Below are 21696 nucleotides of genomic sequence, written 5' to 3'. Positions count from 1 at the left end.
TGCCGGTCCGGCAGATGTCGGTCCGGCGGACGTCCGGTCAGCGGGTGTCGGCCGGGGCGGTGTCGGCCGCGGTGGAGCCGGTGGCCGGCTGCGGGGCGTCGTGGGCGCCCAGCGGGTGCGTGCGGTAGTACTCGGTGAGCCGCCGCATGCCCTCCTCGACCGTCACGGCCGGCGTCCAGTCGAGCACCTCCCGGGTGGTCTGCTGGTCGAACCAGTGCGCCGTGGACAGCTGCTCGGCCAGGAACGCCGTCATGGGCGGCTCGTCGGCCCCCGGCCGCAGCGCCCAGAGCCGCTCGATGAGCGCGCCGGCGGCACGGGCCACCGTGCCCGGGACGCGGCGGGTCGGCGGCTGCACGCCCGCCGCCCGGCAGAAGCCGGAGATCAGCTCGCCCACGGTGCGCGGCTGGCCGTTCGTCACCACGAGCGCCTGCCCGTGCGACCACTCGATCCGCTCCAGCGCCCGCACGATCGCCTCGGCGGCGTTGTCGATGTACGTGGTGTCGATCAGCGCCGCGCCGTGGTCCAGCAGCGGCATCCGGCCCCGGGCGGCGCGGTCCACCACGCGCTCGACCAGCTGGGTGTCCCCGGGGCCCCACACGATGTGGGGGCGCACGGCCGTGACCCGCAGTCCCCGGCCGTCCGCCTCCAGCGCGAGCAGCTCCGCGGCGGCCTTGGACCGGGCGTAGTCGCCGCGGGCGTGCACGGGGTCGGCCGGGCGGGCCGGCTCGCCCACGATGGACACGCCCGTGTGGGCGACCGAGGGGGAGGAGACGAACACGACGTTGTCCACGCCCGCGCGCCGGGCGGTCTCCAGCAGCACGCGGGTGCCCGTGACGTTGGTCGCCACGAACTCGTCCCAGTCCCCGGCGAAGGAGACCTTCGCGGCGAGGTGGACGACGTCGTCGACGCCCTCCAGCGCGCGGGCCACGGCGTCGGGGTCGGTCACGGAGCCCAGCACCTCCTGCACACCGGGATGCTCGGCCAGGGCGGCGTGCCGGCGCTGCAGCAGCCGCACCGTCCAGTTCCGGCCGCGCAGCAGCCGGGCCACGTGCTCCCCGAGCATCCCGGAGGCGCCGGTGACGAGCACCGTGCGGCCGCGCCCCTCCAGCTCGCGGGGCCCGCGGTCCACCTCGTGGCTGCCGGTGCCGGCCGGCGGGGCGCCCTCCGTCACGGCGGCGTCGTAGGCGGGGACCTTCGCGTCGTGCGGGCCGTCCTTGCGGTGCTTGCCGTTCACGGGTTCCTGATCCTTCCTCCGGCCAGGGCGGCGTCCGCCCACCCGGCCAGCAGGGCTCGGTCGATCTTGGAGTTGTGCCGGATGTCGGTGGGGTGCTCGGGCAGCACCAGGACCGCCGCGAGGTCCATGCCGGTCGCCGCCCGCACGGCCTCGCGCACGGCGCCGGTCAGCAGGGGATCGGCGGGCCCGGGGCGCGGGGCCGGCGGAACGGTCTCCGCGACGGCCACGGGCACCTGGGCGCCGGCCGGGCCCACGCCGACCACGGCGACGCGGGCCACGCCCGGCACCGTCTGGGCGGCGTGCTCGGCGGCGACCGGGGTGCGCACGCCGTCGGCGGTCACGATCACGTGGGCCAGGCGGCCCTCCACCCACAGCCGGCCGGCGGCGTCGACGTGCCCCACGTCCCCGGTGCGGTGCCAGCCGGGCAGCTGCGTGCTCGCGTGCTCCGTGGCCCACAGGCGGTCGTAGCGGTCCTTCACGTGCGGGGCACGGGCGACGATCTCGCCGGTGGTCCCGGCCGCGGTGGTGATCTCGTCGCCGGGCACCCCGTCCGGGCCGAGGGCGGTGACGCCGAGCTCGGCCCCGTGCACGGCGGTGCCCACGCACACCCCGTTGCCGGCCCCGGCCACGGGGGAGCCCCCCGCCGCGGTGCCGTCCCGGCGCGCCTGCCGGATCGTGCCGAGCGTGACGTCGGTGAGGGGCAGCCCCTCCGTCATGCCGTAGGGCGTGTGCAGCGTCGCGGCCGGCACCAGCTCCTGGAACCGCTCCAGCAGCGCCTCCGGCAGCGGCGCCCCGGCCGAGAGCACCAGCTCCACGCGGCCCAGGGCCAGGCACCGGGCCTCGTCGAGCTCGGGGGCGGTGGCCAGGACGTTGGCGATGGCGGCCGGGGACAGGAACACCGCGGTCGCCCGGATCGCGGAGGCGGCGTCGGCCAGGGCCCGCGCCGTGAGGGTCTTCGGGGCGGTGACGTCCATGTCCGGGGTCACCGAGGTCGTGCCCATGGCCGGGCCGAGCAGGGCGAACGGCGCGAAGCCGGCCACGAGGCCGGTGCCGGCGGAGAGGCCGTAGGTGTCGCGCACGGCGTCCCGCATCGCGCCGAGCTGGCGGTGGGTGTAGACCACGCCCTTGGCCGGGCCGGTGGACCCGGAGGTGAACAGCACCACGGCGTCCGCGTCGGGATCCGGCGCGGGCAGCTCCGCCCGCGGGGCGGAGCCCAGCAGGCCGGGGACGTCGTGGGCCACGCCGAGGGCGCGCCGGGAGACCGGGTCGAGGCGCTCCAGGGAGATCCGGGTGCCCGGCCAGCCCAGCGCCCGCCCGGCGGTCAGGGCCCTGCGCACGCCCACCAGCCAGTCCGGCGCGGCGCCCTTGAGCGCCCGGGTCAGCCCCTTGGGGCCCAGCCCGGTGTCCGCCACGACGACGACGGCGCCGACGCGCAGGCACGCGTAGAGCAGCGCGGTGAGGTCCGAGCCCGGCGGGACCATGAGGTTCACCCGGTCCCCGGGGCGCACCCCGATGCCGGCCAGGCCGGCGGCGAGGCGCTCGACCCGGTCGGCCAGCTCCGCCCAGCTCAGGCTCGCCCGCACCGGGGCCGTCGTCGCCCGCGGCCCCGCGGACTCGGCGCCGGGGGCCATGTCGACCACGGCGAGGCCCGGGTCGGTGCGGCGCTGCTCGAGCTCCGCGTGGAAGGGCACGTGGGCGCCCCGCGCCGTGGCGCGGCGCTGCACGTGCAGCTCCCGCCGGGTGGGACCGGGGCCGAAGCGGTCGGCGAGCCAGGCCATCACCGGGCCGGCGATGTCCCGGGCCTCGGGCAGCAGGTGCTGGGCGCCCTCGTAGCGGTGCACGTCGGCGTGCGGCAGCCGCCGCATCAGGTCCTGCAGGTAGCGCTCCTGGAACACGGGGTCCCCGATGCCCCACAGGAGCAGGGCAGGGACGTCCATCCCGGCCACGCCGGCGGCGATCTGCTCGAAGCGCGCGTGGGAGGGGTGGTCGGCGGGCACGGGGATGTCGGCCACGAAGTGGCGGATCGCCTCGCGCCGGGCGCGCGTGGCGTACGGGGCCCGGTAGGCCGCCCGCACGTCCGCGGGCAGGGACGGCTGCGCCAGCGCCAGCGCGACGTCCAGGAAGGCCGTGGTGCGCTCGGTCAGCAGGCCGTGGGCGGCCGGGGCCAGGGCCAGGCGCAGGGAGGCGGGGATCTCCTCGGCGCCGTCGTGGTGGACGGCGGTGTTGGTGAGGACCACGCCGCGGTGCACGTCCGGGTGCTCCAGCGCCCAGCCGGAGGAGATCAGCCCGCCCCAGTCGTGGGCGAGCGTCACCACGGGCGTGCTGGCCTCGTCGAGGCCCAGCTCGGCGGTGAGGTCGGCCAGGTCGCGGACCCTGTCGTCCAGGCGGCGGACGAGTCCGGTGCGCTCGGAGAAGCCCATGTCGAGCTGGTCCACGGCCACGACCCGCCACGGGTTGGCGGGGTCGAGGCCGGCGGCCAGCACGTCGCGCCACAGGTAGGACCAGGTCGGGTTGCCGTGCACGGCGAGCACCGTGCCGCGCGGGGTCAGCCCGGCCGCCTCCAGGGACGCCGCGTTGTCCAGGAGGTGCCATCGGCGGCGGCGGCCGGGCACGGGCTCCACGGGCGCGGTGGAGGCGACGGTGACCGTGCGGGACCAGGCCGGGTCGACCCCGGGCAGCGGCACCTCCGTCATGGGCAGCCGCGCCGCGTCCGGCCCTTCGTGCTGGGGGGTCGTGGACGGTCGTCTGCGTGCCATGGGCGGGAGGGCTCCTCGTCGGGTGCGGGCGGGTGCGGGCGTGCGGGTGCGGTGGGGCGGCGCTCAGCGCCGGGGGATCACCAGTCGATCTCCATGTACGTGGCGTTGAGCCCGGAGCCCACGCCCAGCAGCAGGACCCGGTCCTCGCGCTCGAGCCGCTCGGCCTCGAGGGCGAGGGTCATGGGCAGGGCCGCGGCCGCGACGTTGCCCCAGAAGGGGAAGGTCAGCGGGAACCGCTCCGGGTCGATCCCGACGTCCTGGAACAGCTTGTTGGTGTGGGACATGGAGACCTGGTGGCCGATGTAGCGGTCCATCGCCGACCACTCCCAGCCGTCCTGGTGCGCGTCGCGCCAGGCGTCCGCGAGCAGCCCCACGCCGTGCTTGAGCAGGCCCGTGGCGTCGGTGTACATGCCGTCGAAGCCGCCGATGCACAGCCCGTGGTGCTCGGTCGCCGAGCGGGTCACGGACCCCGCGATGCGGTGGCCCTCCGGGTGCCGGTCGGCCGGGCCGACCACGGCGGCGGCGGCCCCGCAGCCGAGGGTCAGCGTGGCGAACTCGCGCACCACGTCCGCCCGGGTCACGTCCGGGCCCTGCAGCCGCTCGTACGTCTCGCGGTGCCACGGGGTCGGGTCCTCGCCGGCGACGACGACGGCGTAGTCGATCGCGCCCGAGTCGATCATCGTGGAGGCGATGGTGAGCCCGTTGACGAAGCCCAGGCAGGCGTTGGTGACGTCGAAGTTTAGCGCCGAAGGCGCCAGCCCGAGCCGGTGGTGCACGGACACCGAGACCGCCGGCTCGTAGCCGTCGCGGGTCACCGAGGCGTTGATCAGCAGCCCCACCTGCTCGGGGCGGACCCCCGCCCGGGCCAGCGCCGCCTCGCCCGCCTCCACGGCGCCGTCGGTGAAGTGCCGCCCCGGCGACCACACGCGCCGCTCGTTGACGCCCGCGAGGCGCTGCAGCAGTCCCTTCGGCATCTTCAGCCGCGCGAACGTCTCCTCCAGGACCTCGTCGGCGTGGGACGAGGGCACCACCTCGTCGGCCTCGACCTTGGTGATGGCCAGGAGTGCGGCGTTCTGGTGGCGGATCGAGGAATTACCGGTCAAGGTCTCTGGCTTTCGTTAGGGGCTCGCCGACGCCCCGCTCCAGCGCCCGACAGGCGCGGTCACGGGTCGGCAGGTCGTGCTGGTCGCGGTCAGTCTACCGGCCGGTCGTCGGCGCGCTGGCCGAGGACCGCCGTTTCTCTGCAGGCTTAGCTTCGCGTCCGGCCCGGCTCCGGCCCGCACCGGGCCGCGGCGCCGGGACGCGCCCGAGTACAGTGGGGGCGACCCCCGCCCCCCAGCCCAGGAGACCGGCCGCCCGTGCACCTGAAGACCCTGACCGTGCGGGGGTTCAAGTCCTTCGCCTCGGCCACCACCTTCGAGTTCGAGCCCGGGGTCACCGCCGTCGTCGGGCCCAACGGCTCGGGGAAGTCCAACGTGGTGGACGCCCTCTCGTGGGTCATGGGGGAGCAGGGCGCCAAGTCGCTGCGCGGCGGGAAGATGGAGGACGTCATCTTCGCGGGCACGGCCGGGCGGGCCCCGCTGGGCCGCGCCCACGTGGCCCTGACCATCGACAACGCCGACGGCGCCCTGCCGATCGAGTACGCCGAGGTCACGATCTCGCGCACGCTCTTCCGCTCGGGGGGCTCCGAGTACGCGATCAACGGGCGGTCCTGCCGGCTGCTCGACATCCAGGAGCTGCTCTCGGACTCCGGGCTCGGCCGCGAGATGCACGTCATCGTGGGCCAGGGCCAGCTCGACCGGATCCTGCACGCCACGCCCGAGGAGCGCCGCGGCTTCGTCGAGGAGGCCTCCGGGATCCTCAAGCACCGCCGCCGCAAGGAGCGCACGCTGCGCAAGCTGGAGGCCATGCAGGCGAACCTCGACCGGCTCGAGGACCTCACCGCCGAGCTGCGCCGCCGGCTGACGCCGCTGGGGCGGCAGGCCCGGGTGGCCCGCCGCGCCCAGCGGATCCAGCACGACGTCCGCGACGCCCGGTCCCGGCTGCTGGCCGACGACCTCGTCCGGGCCCGCACCACGCTCGCGGTGGACGAGGACCTGGAGCGCCGGCTGCGGGCCGAGCGCGCGCAGGCCGAGCAGGACCTCGACGCCGGGCGCGCCCGGCAGGCCGACGCCGAGGCCCGCGCCGCGCGCGCGACGCCCGCGCTCAACGCGGCCCGGGACACCTGGTACCGGCTCACCGCGGTGCAGGAGCGCTACCGGTCGCTGGCCTCGCTGGCCGCCGAGCGGCGCCGGCTGCTGGGCCCGGCCGCCGAGCCCGCCGAGCCGGCCCGGGACCCGGACCGGCTCGCCGCCCAGGCCGCCCGCACCCGGGAGGACCAGGCGCGGCTGCTCGAGCAGGTCGAGGACGCCACGGACGGGCTCGCGGCGGCCATCGAGGACCGGGAGGCCGCGGAGGCCGCCGCCCGGGCCCAGGACGCCGTGGTCACCGGGCTCCTGCGGGCGGCCGCCGACCGGCGGGAGGGCCTGGCCCGGCTGACGGGCGCCGTGGCGGCCGCCCGCTCCCGGGTGGAGGCGGCCGAGAACGAGCTCGCCCGCCTGCACACCACCCGCGCCGGGGCCGGGGAGCGCCGGGCCCGGGCCGCCGCGGAGGCCGACAGCCTCGCCCTGGCCGCCCGCGAGGCCGCGTCCGCCGCCGACCGTGCCCGTGCCGAGCACGACGCGGCGGACGCGGAGGCCGGGACGGCCCGCGGGGCCGCCCGGGAGGCGGAGACCGCGGCGCAGGAGCTGCTGCGCGCCCACGACGCCCAGCGGGCCCGCGCCGAGACCCTGCGCGCCGCCCTGCGCCAGCCCGACGGCTCGACGGCGGTCCGCGAGCGCCACGCGGACGCCGTGCTGGGCGCCGTCGCCGACCTCGTGGGCGTCGAGCCCGGGTGGGAGCGGGCCGTGGCCGCCGCCCTGGGCCCGTTCGCGGAGGCGCTCGCCGTGCGCTCCCACGGCGCCGCCGTCGCGGTCCTCGAGGGCCTGCGCGGCGACGGGGTGGGCCGGGTCCACCTGCTCGTCGCCGACGGCGCCGTCCCGGCGGGGGCCCCCGTCGCGCCGGAGGTCCTCGCCCTGCCGGGGGTCCGGCCCGCGGACGCCGTCCTCGGGGCCGGGACGGCGGACGACGACCCGCGCGGCGCGGCCGCGGTCCGCGCCCTGCTGACCGGCACCGTGCTCACGGAGGACGCGGCCACGGCGGCCCGCGCGGTGGCCGGCCGCCCCGGGCTGACCGCGGTGAGCCGCGACGGCGACGTGTTCACCGCGACCACCGCCTGGGGCGGGGCCGCGGAGGCCGCCGGCACGCTCGAGACCCGCGCCGCGGCCGAGCGCGCCGAGCGGGAGCAGGCCCGGCTCGCCGCCGCCCTGGACCGTGCCCGCGCCGCGGCGCGGACGGCGGGCGAGGAGCGCGACGCCGGCCGCCGGCGGGCCCAGGAGGCCGCGGCGGCGCTGCGCGCGGCCGAGCGCGGCGCCGAGCTCGCCGCCTCCGAGCTGGCCCGGGTCCGGGCCGTGCTGGACTCGGCCGCGGCGGAGACCGGCCGCTTCGAGGAGCAGGTCGCCGCCGCGGACCGGCACCTGGCCGCGCAGCAGCAGCGCCTGCACGAGGTCGCCGACCGCCTGCAGGCGGCGGAGGAGCTCGGCGAGGACGACACCGAGGACGCCCAGCTGGAGGCCGCCGCCCGCCGCGACGAGCTGCACCGCGCCACCGCCGCCGCCCGCGCCGCCGAGACCGAGGGGCGGCTGGCCCTGCGCTCCCTCGAGGAGCAGGCCCGCGCGCTGGGCAACCGGGCCGCCTCCCAGGAGCGGGCCGCCGCCACCGAGCGCCGGGCCCGGGAGGAGGCCGAGCGCCGGGCGCACCGCCGCCGGCTGCAGGCCCGCAACGCCGAGGCCGTGCTGGCCGCGGCCGAGCAGCTGCTGGCCCGCGTCGAGGCGTCCGTGGCCGCCGCCGCCGCGGACCGGGACCGGGCGGAGGCCGTGCGCGCCGGCCTGGACGCGGAGCTCACGGAGCTGCGCGCCGCCAACGACCGGCTCGCCGCCCGCGTCACCGAGCTCACGGACTCCGTGCACCGCGACGAACTGGCCCGCACGCAGCAGCGCACCCGCATCGAGGCCCTCGAGGCCCGCTCCCTGGAGGAGCTGGGCCTGACCCCGGACGCGCTCGTGGAGCACTACGGGCCGCACCTGCCGATCCCCGACCCCGACGCGGGCACCGGGGAGGCGGAGCCGCAGGACGGGGCGGACGGGCCGGACGTGCTGTTCGGGGCCGTGGGAGACGCGCCCTTCGTGCGGGCCGAGCAGGAGCGGCGGCTGCGCCGGGCCGAGAAGGAGCTGGCCTCGCTGGGGCGCGTGAACCCCCTGGCGCTGGAGGAGTTCGCGGCGCTGGAGGAGCGGCACCGCTTCCTCGCCGAGCAGCTCGAGGACCTGAAGCGCTCCCGGCAGGACCTGCGCAGCATCCTGCGCGAGGTGGACGAGCACGTGGAGCGGGTCTTCACCGAGGCCTACGCCGACACCGCCCGGGAGTTCGAGGGCGTCTTCGCCACCCTGTTCCCCGGCGGCGAGGGCCGGCTGCGGCTCACCGACCCGACGGACATGCTGAGCACCGGCATCGACGTGGAGGCCCGCCCGGCGGGGAAGAAGATCAAGCGGCTGTCCCTGCTCTCCGGCGGCGAGCGCTCCCTGACGGCGATCGCGCTGCTCGTGGCGATCTTCAAGGCGCGTCCCTCGCCGTTCTACGTCATGGACGAGGTCGAGGCGGCCCTGGACGACCGCAACCTCGGGCGGCTGCTGAGCATCTTCCGCCAGCTGCAGGAGACCTCGCAGCTGATCATCATCACGCACCAGAAGCGGACCATGGAGATCGCCGACGCCCTCTACGGGGTGGCCATGCGCGGGGACGGGGTCAGCACCGTGATCGGGCAGCGGCTCGCCGAACTGCGCTGATCCCCCCGCCGAGCTCGCGCCGTCCGGGCGGGCCTACGACGGGGGCGGGGGCGCCGCCGGGGTGCCGGGCCGCTCCATCGTGTCCCGCACGGGCAGCCACGCCCCGGCCGCGAGCAGCATGATCGCCCCGGAGACGCCGAAGGCCCAGCCGAAGCCCGCCGCGTCCGCGAGCGCGCCGGCGACCACGGGGCCCAGGATCTGCCCGGCGTCGGCGCTCATCTGGAAGCGCGCGAGCACGGGCCCGCCGGCCCGGTCCGGGCCGATGACGTCGGCCACGGTGGCCTGCTGCCCGGGGTTCAGCGTCCCGGAGCCCATGCCCGCCACGAGGGACAGGACCACGAACCACGGCACGTCCTGCACCAGGCCCAGGCCCATGGTGGCGACCCCGTTGACCAGCAGGCCGCAGAGCACCAGCGGTCTGCGCCCGAACCGGTCGGTCAGCCGGCCGGTGACCGGCAGGGCCAGGGCGTTGCCCGCGGCGTAGACCGCCAGCGCCAGCCCGGCCACCGCCGGGCCCGCCCCCAGGACGGCGACCGCGAACAGCGGCACCAGGGCCACCCGGATGCCGTGGGCGGTCCAGCCGTTGGCGAAGCTGGAGACCAGCGCGGAGCGGTAGGCGCCCACCCGCCGCGCCTCGGCCACGGTCATGACCGGCTGGTCCCGCCGGTCCCGGCCGGCGCCGAGCACCTCGTCCTTGAGCCGGAAGTGCACCACCGCCACCGCCACGACCAGGGCGAGCGCGTAGATCAGGAACGGGGCCTGCATCCCGAGCCCGGCGAGCAGACCGCCCACGACCGGGCCGAGCACCCCGCCCACCAGGAACGCCGAGGCGTAGTAGCCGGAGACCCGGCCCCGCATCCGGGGCGGGGCCAGGCGCACGATCAGGCCCATCGCGGAGATGGTGAACATCACCGACCCGATCCCGCCGAGGCCCCGGAACAGCAGCAGCTGCCAGTAGCTCTGGGCGAACGCGGTGGCCGCCGAGGACAGCGCCACGATGAGCACCCCGGTCACGTAGGTGGGGCGCTCGCCGATCCGGTTGAGGATCCGCCCGCCCGCGGGGGCGAACAGGAGGCGGGCCACGGCGAAGACGCTGACCACGGCCGAGGCGGCCGCCACCCCGACCCCGAAGGTCGTGGCGAACTGGGGGAGCACGGGCGCCACGATCCCGTAGCCGATCGCGATGACGAAGGCGGCGGCGATGAGCACCGTGATCTGCTGGGGCACGCGGTCGCGCTCGGGCGCGGGGGCGGAGGGCTGGACGGGCACCCGTCGAGTCTAGGACCCCCGGACGCGCACGCCCCCGCCGCCGGGTCCCGCCGGGGGCGGTGTGAGAAGCTGGGGGACGTGGATTCGATACCCGTTCTCGTATACGTGCTCATCGCCGTCGTGGTCCTGGGTCTGCTCGGCCTCGTGCTGCTGCGCGGCCCCAAGGCGCCCCGCGGCGGCTACCCCTCCACCCGGGACGCCGACGACCTGGCGGGGGGCTCCACCGCGGCTCCCGGGGACCTGGTGCCCGGCAGCGCCCCGGCCCCGCCGGCGGACACCCGCCCGGCGCTGGACCGGCCCGAGTCGGCGGCGTCGCGGATGGCGCGCCTGCGCGGCCGGCTGGCCCGGTCCAACAACGTCCTCGGCAAGGGCCTGCTCGCCCTGCTCTCCCGAGACCGGATCGACCAGGACGTGTGGGACGAGATCGAGGAGACGCTGCTGCTCGCCGACCTCGGCACCGACGCCTCGATGGAGCTCGTCGAGTCCCTGCGGCGCCGGGTCACGGTGGAGGGCACCAGCGACCCCGCGCACGTGAAGGCCATGCTGCGGGAGGAGCTCGTGCGGCTCGTGGACCCCACGCTGGACCGGTCGCTGGCCGTGTCCCGCAAGGGCCCCCTCCCCGCCGTCGTCCTCGTCGTGGGCGTCAACGGGGTCGGCAAGACCACCACCGTGGGCAAGCTCGCCCGCGTGCTCGTCGCCGAGGACAAGGACGTGCTGCTGGGCGCGGCCGACACCTTCCGCGCCGCGGCCGCCGACCAGCTCTCCACCTGGGGGGCGCGGGTGGGCGTGCCCACGGTGCGCTCCGACGTGGAGGGCGCCGACCCCGCCTCCGTGGCCTACGACTCCGTGGTCGCCGGCATCGAGCAGGAGGTCGACGTCGTGATGATCGACACCGCCGGGCGGCTGCAGAACAAGGCCGGCCTGATGGACCAGCTCGGCAAGATCAAGCGGGTCGTGGAGAAGGCCGCCGTCATCGACGAGGTCCTGCTGGTCATCGACGCGACCACCGGGCAGAACGGCATGACCCAGGCCCGCGTGTTCTCCGAGGCCGTGGACGTCACCGGCATCGTCCTCACCAAGCTCGACGGCACCGCCAAGGGCGGCATCGTGGTGGCCATCCAGAAGAGCCTCGGGGTCCCGGTCAAGCTCATCGGCCTGGGCGAGGGCCCGGACGACCTGGCCCCCTTCGAGGCGGAGGGGTTCGTGGACGCCCTGCTCGACTGACCCGTCCTCCCAACGCCCCACGGGCCCGCCGCAGTTAACACGCGCGTCATCATTGCGGCGGGCCCGAAACATGCCCGCAACCGGACGCGGCAGCGGACGAAACATCTCTCTCGGACACTCGAGGTGAACGGTGAGCACCGGACGGCCCCGCGGGGAACGGGCCAGTGGCACCGGTGACCGACCAACCTTCAGAGAGAGGTGCACATCGTGGAAATCACTGCTGGACACGTGTGGACGATCGTCGCGGCAGCCCTGGTCTTCTTCATGACCCCCGGGCTGGCGCTGTTCTACGGCGGGATGACCCGGGCCAAGGGCGTCCTGAACATGATGATGATGAGCTTCATCTCCATCGCTCTCGTCTCGGTGGTGTGGGTGCTGTGGGGCTACTCGATGAGCGGCGGGGACCCGCTCCTGGGCGGGATCACCGGCAGCCCGGTGCCCTCCTTCGCCCTGGCCGACCTCATCGGGAGCGAGGACCTCCTCGGCGCCGCCTACGGCGGGACCTTCGCCATCATCACCGTCGCCCTGATCTCCGGGGCGATCGCCGACCGCGCCCGGTTCGGCGCCTGGGCCGTGTTCGTGCCCGTCTGGGCCACCCTCGTCTACGCGCCGCTGGCCTACATGGTCTGGGGCGGCGGGCTGCTCACCGAGGACGGCGCCGTGGGCTCCGCCCTCGGCGAGGCCATCGACTTCGCCGGCGGGCTCGTGGTGCACATCAACGCCGGCGTCGCGGCGCTGATCCTCATCATGATCGTCGGGGCCCGCCAGGGCTTCGGCAAGGACCCGAGCCAGCGCCCGCACAACCTGCCGCTCGTGATGCTCGGCGCCGCCATCCTGTGGTTCGGCTGGTTCGGCTTCAACGCCGGCGCGGCCGGCACGGCCGAGCAGGCCGGGCTGATCTGGATCAACACCCTCGTGGCGCCCTCCGCGGCGATGCTGGGCTGGCTGCTCACCGAGCGGATCCGCGACCGCCACGCCACGTCCCTGGGCGCCGCCTCCGGCGCCGTGGCCGGGCTCGTGGCCATCACCCCCGCCTGCGCCAACGTCTCCCCGGTGTGGGCGATCGCGCTGGGCTTCGTGGCCGGCATCTGCTCGGCGCTGGCCGTGGGCCTCAAGTACCGCATGGGCATGGACGACTCGCTGGACGTGATCGGCGTGCACCTGGTCTCCGGCGTGGTCGGCACCGTGGCCCTGGGCTTCGTGGCGCTGCCGTCCGAGGGCACCGCGGGGCTGTTCTACGGCGGCGGCTTCGGCCTGCTGCTCACCCAGGTCGTGGCGGTGCTCGTCTCGGTGCTCTACTGCGCGGTGCTCACCTTCGTCATCGCCTTCGTCATCGACAAGACCATCGGCTTCCGGATCCCGCAGCGGGACGAGATCGACGGCATCGACATCACCCAGCACGCCGAGTCCGGCTACGCCCTGACCGGCGACGCCACGGGCTCGTTCACCCCGGGCCGGCACGCCGCCGGCGAGGAGGCCGCCGCCTTCGAGCCGGGCCGCTCCCAGCCGGTGCGCGGCTGAGCCGTGCGACGGCGCCCGACGCATCCCACCCCCACGAAAGGCAGCTCTTCCATGAAACTCGTCACCGCGATCGTGCGCCCGGAGAAGTTCAAGGACATCAAGTCCGCGCTCGAGTCCTACGGCGTCCAGGGCATGACGGTCCAGAACGTGCACGGCTACGGGCAGCAGCGCGGGCACACCGAGGTCTACCGCGGCGCGGAGTACACGGTGGACCTGCTGGAGAAGGTCCGCGTGGAGATCCTCGTCGACGACCACCAGGCCACGGACATCGTGGACGTCATCGTCTCCTCGGCGAACACCGGCCGCGCCGGTGACGGGAAGGTGTGGGTCACCGACGTCCGGCAGGCCGTGCGGGTGCGCACCGGGGAGCGCGACGAGACGGCGCTCTGACCCTCCGGTCCCCGCGGCCGGCCCCTCCCGCCGGGAGGGGCCGGCCGCCGTCGTGCCCGAGGCCGCATCGGCCGTCGCGGCCGGGGTCGTGCCCGCCGTGGTGCCCTCCGCGTGACGGCGGCGGGCCCGGTGCCGCCCGGAGTTGCTAACCTTGGACACTGACCCGCCACACCGGGCCGGGCCGCGGCCCGCGGCGCAGACCGCGGCGCACCGGCCGCCTCCCTCGACGAAAGCAGCTTTCGACCCGTGTTCAATTCACTGTCCGACCGGTTGACCGCCACCTTCAAGAACCTCAAGGGCAAGGGCCGCCTGACCGAGGCGGACGTCGACGCCACCGTGCGGGAGATCCGCCGCGCCCTGCTCGACGCCGACGTCGCCGTCCCGGTCGTGCGCGAGTTCACCGCCGCGGTCAAGGAGCGCGCCCTCGGGCTGGAGGTCTCCGAGGCGCTGAACCCCGGCCAGCAGGTCGTGAAGATCGTCAACGAGGAGCTGCAGAACATCCTGGGCGGGCAGACCCGCCGGATCCGGATGGCCAAGAGCGGCCCCACGATCATCATGCTCGCCGGCCTCCAGGGCGCCGGCAAGACCACCCTGGCCGGCAAGCTCGGCAAGTGGCTCAAGGGCCAGGGGCACCGGCCCCTGCTCGTGGCCTCGGACCTGCAGCGCCCCAACGCGGTCACGCAGCTGCAGGTCGTGGGCGAGCGCGCCGGGGTCCCGGTCTTCGCCCCGCACCCGGGCACCACCTCCGAGTTCGACGACCCCACGGGCGACCCCGTCCAGGTCGCCCGCGACGGCGTGGCCCAGGCCCGCGCGCGGCTGCACGACGTGGTCATCGTGGACACCGCCGGGCGCCTGGGCATCGACGAGGCGCTCATGGCGCAGGCCCGCGACATCCGCGACGCCGTCCGCCCGGACGAGGTGCTCTTCGTCATCGACGCGATGGTCGGCCAGGACGCCGTCAACACGGCGCAGGCCTTCAACGAGGGCGTGGACTTCACCGGCGTGGTCCTCTCCAAGCTCGACGGCGACGCCCGCGGCGGCGCGGCCCTGTCCGTGGCGTCGGTGACCGGCAAGCCCATCATGTTCGCCTCGACCGGTGAGAACGTCGACGACTTCGAGCAGTTCCACCCGGACCGCATGGCCTCCCGGATCCTCGACATGGGCGACGTCCTCACCCTGATCGAGCAGGCCGAGAAGCAGTGGGACCGGGCCGAGGCCGAGAAGATGGCCCGGAAGTTCACCGACCAGGAGGACTTCACCTTCGAGGACTTCCTGGCGCAGATGCAGCAGCTGCGCAAGATGGGCTCGATGAAGAAGATGCTCATGATGATGCCGGGCGCCGCCGGGATGCGCGAGCAGCTGGAGAACTTCGACGAGCGCGAGATCGACCGCGTGGAGGCCATCGTGCGCTCGATGACCCCGCACGAGCGGGTCGCCCCGAAGATCATCAACGGGTCCCGGCGGGCCCGCATCGCCAAGGGCTCCGGGGTGACCGTCTCGGAGGTCAACCAGCTCATGGAGCGCTTCGCGCAGGCGCAGAAAATGATGAAGCGGCTGGCCCAGGGCAAGGGCGTCCCGGGCATGCCCGCCGGCATCCCGGGCATGCCCGGAGGCGGCGGGGCCAAGAAGGGCAAGGGCAAGAGCCCGGCGAAGAAGGGCGGCTCCCGCTCGGGCAACCCCGCCAAGCGCGCCCAGGAGAACGCGGCCCTCGAGCAGCAGCGCCGGCAGAAGGCGCCCGCCGGCTCGGCGTTCGGCGCCGCCCAGGCCCAGCCGGACCCGGCGGACCTGAACCTGCCCAAGGGCTTCGAGAAGTTCCTGGGGAAGTGAGGCCCCGATGAGCTCCTACCTCTCCGAGCCCGAGCTGAAGAAGTTCGTGGACTCCCTGCCCACCCGACGCCTGGCCGCCGAGGCCCTCATCCGCGACCCGCAGGGCCGGGTGCTGCTCGTCGAGCCCAACTACAAGGCGGACTGGACCGTGCCCGGCGGCACCGTGGAGGCGGGGGAGGACCCCCGCACCGGGTGCTTCCGGGAGGTCGTCGAGGAGGTGGGCCTGCACCTGGCCCCGGGCCGGCTGCTCGTCGTGGCCCACGGGGTGGCCATGGGCATCTGGGGGGACTCGGTCTCCTTCGTCTACGACGGCGGGGTGATCGCCGCCGACACGCCCATCACCGTGCAGGAGGAGGAGCTGCTCAGCCACCGCTGGACGGCCCCGGAGGAGCTGGACGCGTACCTGCGCCCGGGACTGGCCCACCGCCTGCGCACCGCCCTGGACGCCCTGGCGGACGGGACGGTGGCGGAGCTCGTCGACGGCCCCCGCTGAGGCCCTCCGGGTCCCTCCCGGGCGCCGGCACCGGCCCCGGGACGGCCGCCGCGACGGCGTAGCATGGACGCCATGACCTCTCTCCCCGCCGACGACGTCGCGTCCTCCACCTCCGCGTGGGACCTGGTCCCCGCCACGGTGGTCTGCGCGGCGGAGACCACCGCAGCGCAGGCCCCGGCACCCCGGCCCACGTGCGAGGAGATGCGCGCGGTCATCGCCGGGCAGCGTCTGATCAGCGCCTACGCGGAGGGCCCCCGGGCCACGCAGCTGATGTTCCTCGCCGACGCCGAGGGCCGCCTGGCCCGCGCCGCCGCGGACGGCTCGGTGGAGGCCGGCGGCACCCTCGACGAGCTCGCCGACAGCCTCGCCCGGGCCACCGGCCACCGGCTGCAGCCCGAGCACCCCGGCCTGCGCCGGGTCCTGCTGGTCCACCTGGACGCCCCGGACCTGCCCGTGCTGGCCGCGCTGTCCGGCACCGGCTTCACGGCGGTCTCCCGGCACGGCTGGTCCGCGGTGGTCTTCGACGCCGAGGTCGACTTCTGGACCGTGCGCACCGGCCTCGCCGAGACGGCCGTCGCGCTCTCCTCGGACGGGGCCGCCCGCTCCTTCGAGGTCCTGCTCGCCGGGGAGGACCCGGCGTCGGTCACCGACATGGAGGCCGCTGACGCCGTGTGCGCCCTGGAGTGGGGCCCGCCGTGGCGGCCCACCGGCGGGGCCGGCGCGGCGGCGGAGGAGACCCCCGCCGGGCGGTTCGAACGCGACCTGGTCCGGCTCTGTGCCGGCGGCACCTCGGATTTGCAGACCGAGTCCGTCGCCTCGGTCTTCGACCTCGGCCCGGCCGAGACGAACCGGCTGCGCAACTACGTGCTGGGCGGGTCCACCGACCTGGTCCTGGAGTCCGTGCTGCAGCTGCTGGGCCTGCCCGCCCTGGCCGCCAAGGTCGTGGAGGGCAGCCGCGAGATCACCGAGCTCGAGGGCGCCCAGCACTACGAGCCCGCGGCCGTGGGCGCCGCGCTCCTGCAGGGGCTCACCATCGAGCCCACCGGGGACGGACTGTTCGCCCGCTACCAGCGCGCCCTCGTGCGCCGGCCCGAGCTGCTGCTGGCCCTGGCCGGCACCGAGACCGCCCTCGGGGTGGGGCTCGCGGGCGCGGCCCGGCGCGGCGGGTCCGGTGCGCGCGTGCTCGGCACCCTCTCCGCGGCGCTGCTCGCGGACGCCGCCGCCGAGAGCGCCTACTACGCCGCGCTGCGCGGGGCCCGCCAGCGGCGCGCCGGCACGCGCCCCGGCGCCGTCGCCGCGGACGACTCGCCGGCGGCGGAGCTGCTCGCCGGGCCGGGCCCCGCGCCCGGGGGCCGGGCGCGCTGGCGCCGGTTCTTCGGGCTCGACCGCGGCTGACGGCGGCCGCCCCCACCGGCCGCCGTCCCGCCGCCCCTGAACCGGTCCCCGTGGCCGGCCGGAGCCCGGGCGCGTCCCGGCCGGGCTAGCGTGGTGGTGTGCACACTCCACCGAGCACCGACCCCGGGACCGCTCCCGCCCGTCCGCTCCCCGCCGACCCCCTCCGGCGGGCGGCCGACGCCGCGGGGCTCCCCGGCGCCCGGCAGCGTCCCGGGGGCCGTCCGGCCGCGGTGCCGCGGCTGCCGCTGCCCGAGCGGTTCACGGCCTGGCTGAACGACCCCGAGGACCCCTTCTGGGAGCGCCCCGCGCCCACGCCCGCGCAGCGGCGCAACGACGTCCTCGGCACCGCCGCCTTCCTGGCGGTGGCCCTGTTCAGCGCCGTGCTGATGCACAGCTACGTGGGCGTGCCGGAGACGGAGGAGCCGTGGCTGATGTACGTCGGCGTGAGCGCGCTGATCCTCCCGCTCGCGGTGCGGCGCCGGTTCCCGGTCGGCGTGCTCCTCGCCTCCTCGGTGCTGTTCTTCGCGTTCTACTACATCAGCATCGCGGCGGCCTTCCTGCTGGCCTACCAGGTCGCGTACTTCGCGGCCCTGTACGCCGCGGTGGCCTGGGCCCGGGACCGGGCCGCGATGCTCACGGCGCTGTCCGCGGTGATCGGGTGCATGGCCCTGTGGCTGGTCGTGGAGCTGACGATCACCCAGGCCTACGCCGAGATCGTCCGGGCGCAGGAGCCGGTGGACGGGCCGCTGCCGCAGCTGCTGGCCGTCCAGCTGCACGCCGGTCTGGTCAACGTCGTGTACTTCGGCGGCGCGGTGCTCGCCGGCCGGGCGTCCTGGCGCTCGGCCCTGCAGCGGCACCGCCTGGCGGGCCAGGCCGAGCGGATCCGCGAGCAGTCCGCGGAGATCGCCCGCCGCGCCGTCGTCGACGAGCGGATGCGCATCGCCCGGGAGCTGCACGACGTCGTGGCCCACCACGTCTCGGTGATCGGCATCCAGGCCGGCGCCGCCCGCAAGGTCCTGGACCGGGACCCCGCGGCCGCGGCGGCGGCCCTGCGCACCGTCGAGGAGTCCAGCCGGACGGCGGTGGGGGAGATGCGCCAGCTGCTCGGGGTCCTGCGCGCGGAGGACGAGAACGGGGACGCACCGCCCGGCCGCGGCCCCGATCCGGGGCTCGCGGACATCGCCGCCCTCGCGCACCGGCACGCCGAGAACGGGCTCACGGTGGACGTGCGCACGATCGAGGCCGCCCCCGGGGACCTCGCGCGGGTCCCCGCCGGTCTCGGCCTCTCCGTGTTCCGGTGCGCCCAGGAGTCCCTGTCCAACGTGATCCGCCACTCCACGGCCACCACGGCCTCGCTCGTGCTGCGCACCGGGCGCGGCCCCACAGGGGCCTGGGTCGAGCTGGAGGTGCTGGACGGCGGCTCGGCCCGGTCCGGCACCGCGGGCACGGGCTTCGGGCTGCAGGGACTGCGCGAGCGCGTCCGGCTGCACGGCGGCGAGGCGGAGATCGGGCCGCGGTCCGGCCGTGCCGGGTGGCGGGTGCGCGCCCGCTGCCCCCTGCCCGCGGACGGCGCGCCGGACGGTGCCGGCGCCGCCGCGTCCCCGGCACCGGTGGGAGGATCGGGAGCATGATCCGCGTCCTGCTCGCCGACGACCACGCCCTCGTCCGCTCCGGCTTCGCCATGGTCCTCTCCGTCGAGGACGACATCGAGGTGGTGGCCCAGGCCGCCGACGGCGCCGCCGCCGTCGCCGCGGCCCGGGACGGGGCCGTGGACGTGGCGCTGCTGGACGTGCAGATGCCGGTGATGGACGGGATCGAGGCGACCCGGCGGATCGTGGGCACGGGCTGCGCGAAGGTCGTCATCGTCACGACCTTCGACCGGGAGGACTACCTCTTCGACGCGCTCGCGGCCGGGGCCAGCGGCTTCCTGCTGAAGAACGCCGACCCCGACGACCTCGTGGAGGCCGTGCGCGCCGTCGCCGGCGGGCACGCCCTGCTCGCCCCCGAGGCCACGCTGCGCGTCATCCGCGCCCTCGCCGCCGACGTCTCCCCGGCCGCCCCGGAGCCGGCCCCCGCCCCGCCCGACCCCGCGCAGCAGCGGATCGTGGCGACCCTCACCGAGCGCGAGCACGAGGTCCTGCGGCTGGTCTCCGAGGGGCTGTCCAACGCGGAGATCGCCCAGCGCCTGTTCCTGGGCCCGGCCACGGTCAAGACCCACGTGTCCAACATCCTCGCCAAGACGGGCTCCCGCGACCGGGTGCAGGCCGTCGTCTTCGCCCACCGGGCCGGCCTCGCCGGCTGAGCCGGCTCCGCCCCCAGGCGGAGCCCGGGCCGGGACCGGGGTCCGCCCCCGTGGGGATCCGCGGGCGCGCCGCACTTCCTAGGCTGGAGCCCAGCCGCCCGGCACCCCGCGCGCGGGCACCCGGCCGAGAGGACCCCCCTCCCATGAGCACCACCGTGACGCCCGCGGCGGACACCGCCCGCGGCCGGCCCCGCCCCGACGCGCACGTCCTGGAGGCCCGGGGGCTCAGCCGCACCTTCGGGGGCCGCACCGTGGTCGACGACGTCTCCTTCACCGTGGCGCCCGGCCGGATGACCGGCTTCGTCGGGGCCAACGGCGCCGGCAAGACCACCACCATGCGGATGCTGATGGGCGTCCTGCACGCCTCCTCCGGGCAGGTCCTCTGGAACGGCCGCCCGATCACCGCCGCCGACCGCGCCCGCTTCGGCTACATGCCCGAGGAGCGCGGGCTCTACCCCAAGCAGGGGGTCCTCGACCAGCTCGGCTACCTCGGCCGGCTGCACGGGATGAGCCGCCGCGACGCGCTCGTGGAGGCCGCCCGGCTGCTGGAGCGCTTCGGCCTGGCCGGGCGCGCCGAGGACCGGCTCGAGTCGCTGTCCCTGGGCAACCAGCAGAAGGTCCAGGTCGCGGCGGCGCTGCTGCACGGGCCCGCCGCCCTGGTCCTCGACGAGCCCTTCTCCGGGCTGGACCCGGTGGCCGTGGACGCCATGGTCGAGCTGCTGCGGGAGCGGACGGCGCGCGGCGTGCCCGTCCTCTTCTCCAGCCACCAGCTCGAGCTCGTGGACCGGCTCTGCGACACGCTCGTCGTCCTCTCCGGCGGCCGGGTCCTGGCCGCCGGCACCGCCGACGAGCTGCGCCGAGCCGGTCCCCGCCGGCACCGGCTGCGCTGCGAGCAGGACACCGGGTGGGTCCGCGACGTGCCCGGGGTGCGCGTCGTCGACGTCGACGGCCCCGCCGCGCTGCTGGAGCTCGAGGACGACGCCGCGCGCGCCCGGCTGCTCGCGCAGGCCGTCCGGCACGGGCTCGTGGAGTTCGCCGAGGTCGTCCCCGCCCTGACCGACGTCTACCGGGAGGTGACGCGGTGACCGTCCGCCGGCGCGCGGACCGGCCGTGGTGGATCGTCACGGCCCGCGAGATCGCGGTGAAGCTGCGCGACCGGTCCTTCCTGCTCTCGACGGCCGCCACGCTGGTCCTGGTGGCCGTCTCGATCGCCGCCTCCGCCCTGCTCGGGGACCGGGCCGCCGAGCACGTGGTGGCCACGGCCGGCCCGGAGGCGGCACCCGTCACCTCACGGGCCGCCCAGGCCCTGGCCGACGCCGGCGAGGACACCCTCACGGTGCACGGCACGGGCTCGGCCGACGCCGCGCGGGCGGCCGTGGCCGCGGAGTCCGCGGACGCCGCGCTGCTGCTGGAGCTCGACGGCTGGACGGTGGTCGGCCGGGACGGTGTGGACCCCGGTCTCGCCCGGGCCCTGGAGCAGGCGGTCGCCGACGCGACCCTCGCCGCCAACGCCCGGGCGGCCGGCACCACGGCGGAGGAGCTCACCGCCGGCGCCGAGGTGCGCACCGAGCTGCTCGCCGGCGGGACGGACCGGGGGGCCGTGCGCCTGGCCATGGGCTTCGCCTTCGCGCTGCTGTTCTACCTCTCGGCGATCGTCTTCGGCACGGCCATCGCCCACTCCGTGCTCGAAGAGAAGCAGAACCGGGTCGTGGAGATCCTCGCCACGGCCGTCCCGGTCCGGCAGCTGCTCCACGGGAAGGTGCTGGGCAACTGCCTGCTGGCCTTCGGGCAGATCGCCCTCTACGCCGTGGTGGGCCTCGTCGGCGTGAACGTCGCCGGCACCGCGGCCGACGTCGGCTGGGCGCTCGCGGCCTCCGGCTGGTTCGTGGCCTTCTTCGTGGCCGGCTTCGCCGCCCAGGCCTCCGTCTGGGCCGTGCTCGGCTCCCTCGCCTCCCGCCCGGAGGACCTGCAGAGCAGCACCGGGCCGATCATGGCCGTGCTCGTCGGGGCGCTGTTCGGGGGCCTCTACGCCGAGGGCGCCTGGCTCACGGCGGCCTCCTACGTGCCCGTCGTCTCCTCCGTGGCCATGCCCGTGCGGATGCTCGGCGGGGACGTCGCCTGGTGGCAGCCCGTGCTCTCCCTCGCCGTGGCCCTCGCCGCGGCCTGGCTGCTGCTGCGGGCGGGCGTGCGGATCTACGAGCGCGCCGTGTTCCAGGGCGGTCGCTCCCTGGGCTGGCGGGAGGCGGCGCGCCTGGAGCCCTGACGCCGGGCCGCCGCCCGCGGCGGCGACCCGGGCCGCGCGCCGG

The 21696-nt window shown here is 76.2% G+C and carries 15 protein-coding genes; 11 read left to right on the top strand and 4 right to left on the bottom strand.

Annotation, left to right across the window (positions count from 1 at the left end; all coding sequences use genetic code 11):
- Nucleotides 1-37: 37 nt before the first annotated feature.
- From ACWCOM_RS04655 to ACWCOM_RS04645, 3 genes are all read right to left on the bottom strand, one after another.
- Nucleotides 38-1234 (bottom strand): NAD-dependent epimerase/dehydratase family protein, encoded by a 1197-nt coding sequence (locus ACWCOM_RS04655; RefSeq protein ID WP_454547572.1) that lies wholly within the window; start codon nucleotides 1232-1234, stop codon nucleotides 38-40.
- Nucleotides 1231-3927: an alpha/beta fold hydrolase gene (locus tag ACWCOM_RS04650; RefSeq protein ID WP_454547707.1), complete on the bottom strand. Its 2697-nt coding sequence runs from the start codon at nucleotides 3925-3927 to the stop codon at nucleotides 1231-1233. Before ACWCOM_RS04650 ends, ACWCOM_RS04655 begins: the two co-directional genes overlap by 4 nt.
- A gap of 140 nt (nucleotides 3928-4067) precedes the next feature.
- Nucleotides 4068-5093 (bottom strand): 3-oxoacyl-ACP synthase III, encoded by a 1026-nt coding sequence (locus ACWCOM_RS04645; RefSeq protein ID WP_454547571.1) that lies wholly within the window; start codon nucleotides 5091-5093, stop codon nucleotides 4068-4070.
- 255 nt (nucleotides 5094-5348) lie between these two features.
- Here ACWCOM_RS04645 and smc point away from each other — a divergent pair, with 255 nt between their 5' ends.
- Nucleotides 5349-8969: a chromosome segregation protein SMC gene (gene smc / locus ACWCOM_RS04640; protein ID WP_454547570.1), complete on the top strand. Its 3621-nt coding sequence runs from the start codon at nucleotides 5349-5351 to the stop codon at nucleotides 8967-8969.
- A 33-nt stretch (nucleotides 8970-9002) separates the two neighbouring features.
- On the opposite strand, the gene ACWCOM_RS04635 is transcribed toward smc, so the two are convergent.
- Complete coding sequence (locus ACWCOM_RS04635; RefSeq protein WP_454547569.1) at nucleotides 9003-10238, bottom strand: MFS transporter; 1236 nt, start codon at nucleotides 10236-10238, stop codon at nucleotides 9003-9005.
- Nucleotides 10239-10316: 78 nt separating this feature from the next.
- Here ACWCOM_RS04635 and ftsY point away from each other — a divergent pair, with 78 nt between their 5' ends.
- From ftsY to ACWCOM_RS04585, 10 genes are all read left to right on the top strand, one after another.
- Complete coding sequence (gene ftsY, locus ACWCOM_RS04630) at nucleotides 10317-11462, top strand: signal recognition particle-docking protein FtsY (RefSeq protein WP_454547568.1); 1146 nt, start codon at nucleotides 10317-10319, stop codon at nucleotides 11460-11462.
- Nucleotides 11463-11669: 207 nt separating this feature from the next.
- Nucleotides 11670-12983: an ammonium transporter gene (locus ACWCOM_RS04625; protein ID WP_454547567.1), complete on the top strand. Its 1314-nt coding sequence runs from the start codon at nucleotides 11670-11672 to the stop codon at nucleotides 12981-12983.
- Between the two features lie 51 nt (nucleotides 12984-13034).
- Nucleotides 13035-13373 carry a P-II family nitrogen regulator gene (locus tag ACWCOM_RS04620; protein ID WP_047805187.1) on the top strand — a complete coding sequence of 113 codons (339 nt, stop codon included), beginning with the start codon at nucleotides 13035-13037 and terminating at the stop codon, nucleotides 13371-13373.
- Nucleotides 13374-13619: 246 nt separating this feature from the next.
- Entirely contained in the window at nucleotides 13620-15200 is a 1581-nt protein-coding gene (gene ffh / locus ACWCOM_RS04615; protein ID WP_454547566.1) for a signal recognition particle protein, read from the top strand.
- A gap of 7 nt (nucleotides 15201-15207) precedes the next feature.
- Nucleotides 15208-15693 carry an NUDIX domain-containing protein gene (locus tag ACWCOM_RS04610; protein ID WP_454547565.1) on the top strand — a complete coding sequence of 162 codons (486 nt, stop codon included), beginning with the start codon at nucleotides 15208-15210 and terminating at the stop codon, nucleotides 15691-15693.
- A 72-nt stretch (nucleotides 15694-15765) separates the two neighbouring features.
- On the top strand, nucleotides 15766-17088 hold the full coding sequence (locus ACWCOM_RS04605) for a hypothetical protein (RefSeq protein ID WP_454547564.1): 1323 nt from the start codon (nucleotides 15766-15768) through the stop codon (nucleotides 17086-17088).
- Nucleotides 17089-17186: 98 nt separating this feature from the next.
- Nucleotides 17187-18719: a sensor histidine kinase gene (locus ACWCOM_RS04600; protein WP_454547563.1), complete on the top strand. Its 1533-nt coding sequence runs from the start codon at nucleotides 17187-17189 to the stop codon at nucleotides 18717-18719.
- Nucleotides 18716-19390 carry a response regulator gene (locus tag ACWCOM_RS04595; RefSeq protein WP_454547562.1) on the top strand — a complete coding sequence of 225 codons (675 nt, stop codon included), beginning with the start codon at nucleotides 18716-18718 and terminating at the stop codon, nucleotides 19388-19390. Before ACWCOM_RS04600 ends, ACWCOM_RS04595 begins: the two co-directional genes overlap by 4 nt.
- A gap of 143 nt (nucleotides 19391-19533) precedes the next feature.
- Complete coding sequence (locus tag ACWCOM_RS04590; RefSeq protein ID WP_454547561.1) at nucleotides 19534-20475, top strand: ABC transporter ATP-binding protein; 942 nt, start codon at nucleotides 19534-19536, stop codon at nucleotides 20473-20475.
- Complete coding sequence (locus ACWCOM_RS04585; RefSeq protein WP_454547560.1) at nucleotides 20472-21653, top strand: ABC transporter permease; 1182 nt, start codon at nucleotides 20472-20474, stop codon at nucleotides 21651-21653. Before ACWCOM_RS04590 ends, ACWCOM_RS04585 begins: the two co-directional genes overlap by 4 nt.
- Nucleotides 21654-21696 lie beyond the last annotated feature (43 nt).

This window comes from Kocuria sp. KH4, assembly GCF_053711175.1.
This window is presented reverse-complemented; position numbering and strand designations above follow the sequence as displayed.

Excerpts from the sequence above, each read along its gene's own strand:
- ACWCOM_RS04610 (WP_454547565.1), top strand. The coding sequence starts at position 15,208 with ATGAGCTCCTACCTCTCCGAGCCCGAGCTGAAGAAGTTCGTGGACTCC.
- ACWCOM_RS04595 (WP_454547562.1), top strand. The coding sequence starts at position 18,716 with ATGATCCGCGTCCTGCTCGCCGACGACCACGCCCTCGTCCGCTCCGGC.
- ACWCOM_RS04620 (WP_047805187.1), top strand. The coding sequence starts at position 13,035 with ATGAAACTCGTCACCGCGATCGTGCGCCCGGAGAAGTTCAAGGACATC.
- ACWCOM_RS04590 (WP_454547561.1), top strand. The coding sequence starts at position 19,534 with ATGAGCACCACCGTGACGCCCGCGGCGGACACCGCCCGCGGCCGGCCC.
- ACWCOM_RS04650 (WP_454547707.1), bottom strand. The coding sequence starts at position 3,927 with ATGACGGAGGTGCCGCTGCCCGGGGTCGACCCGGCCTGGTCCCGCACG.
- ACWCOM_RS04605 (WP_454547564.1), top strand. The coding sequence starts at position 15,766 with ATGACCTCTCTCCCCGCCGACGACGTCGCGTCCTCCACCTCCGCGTGG.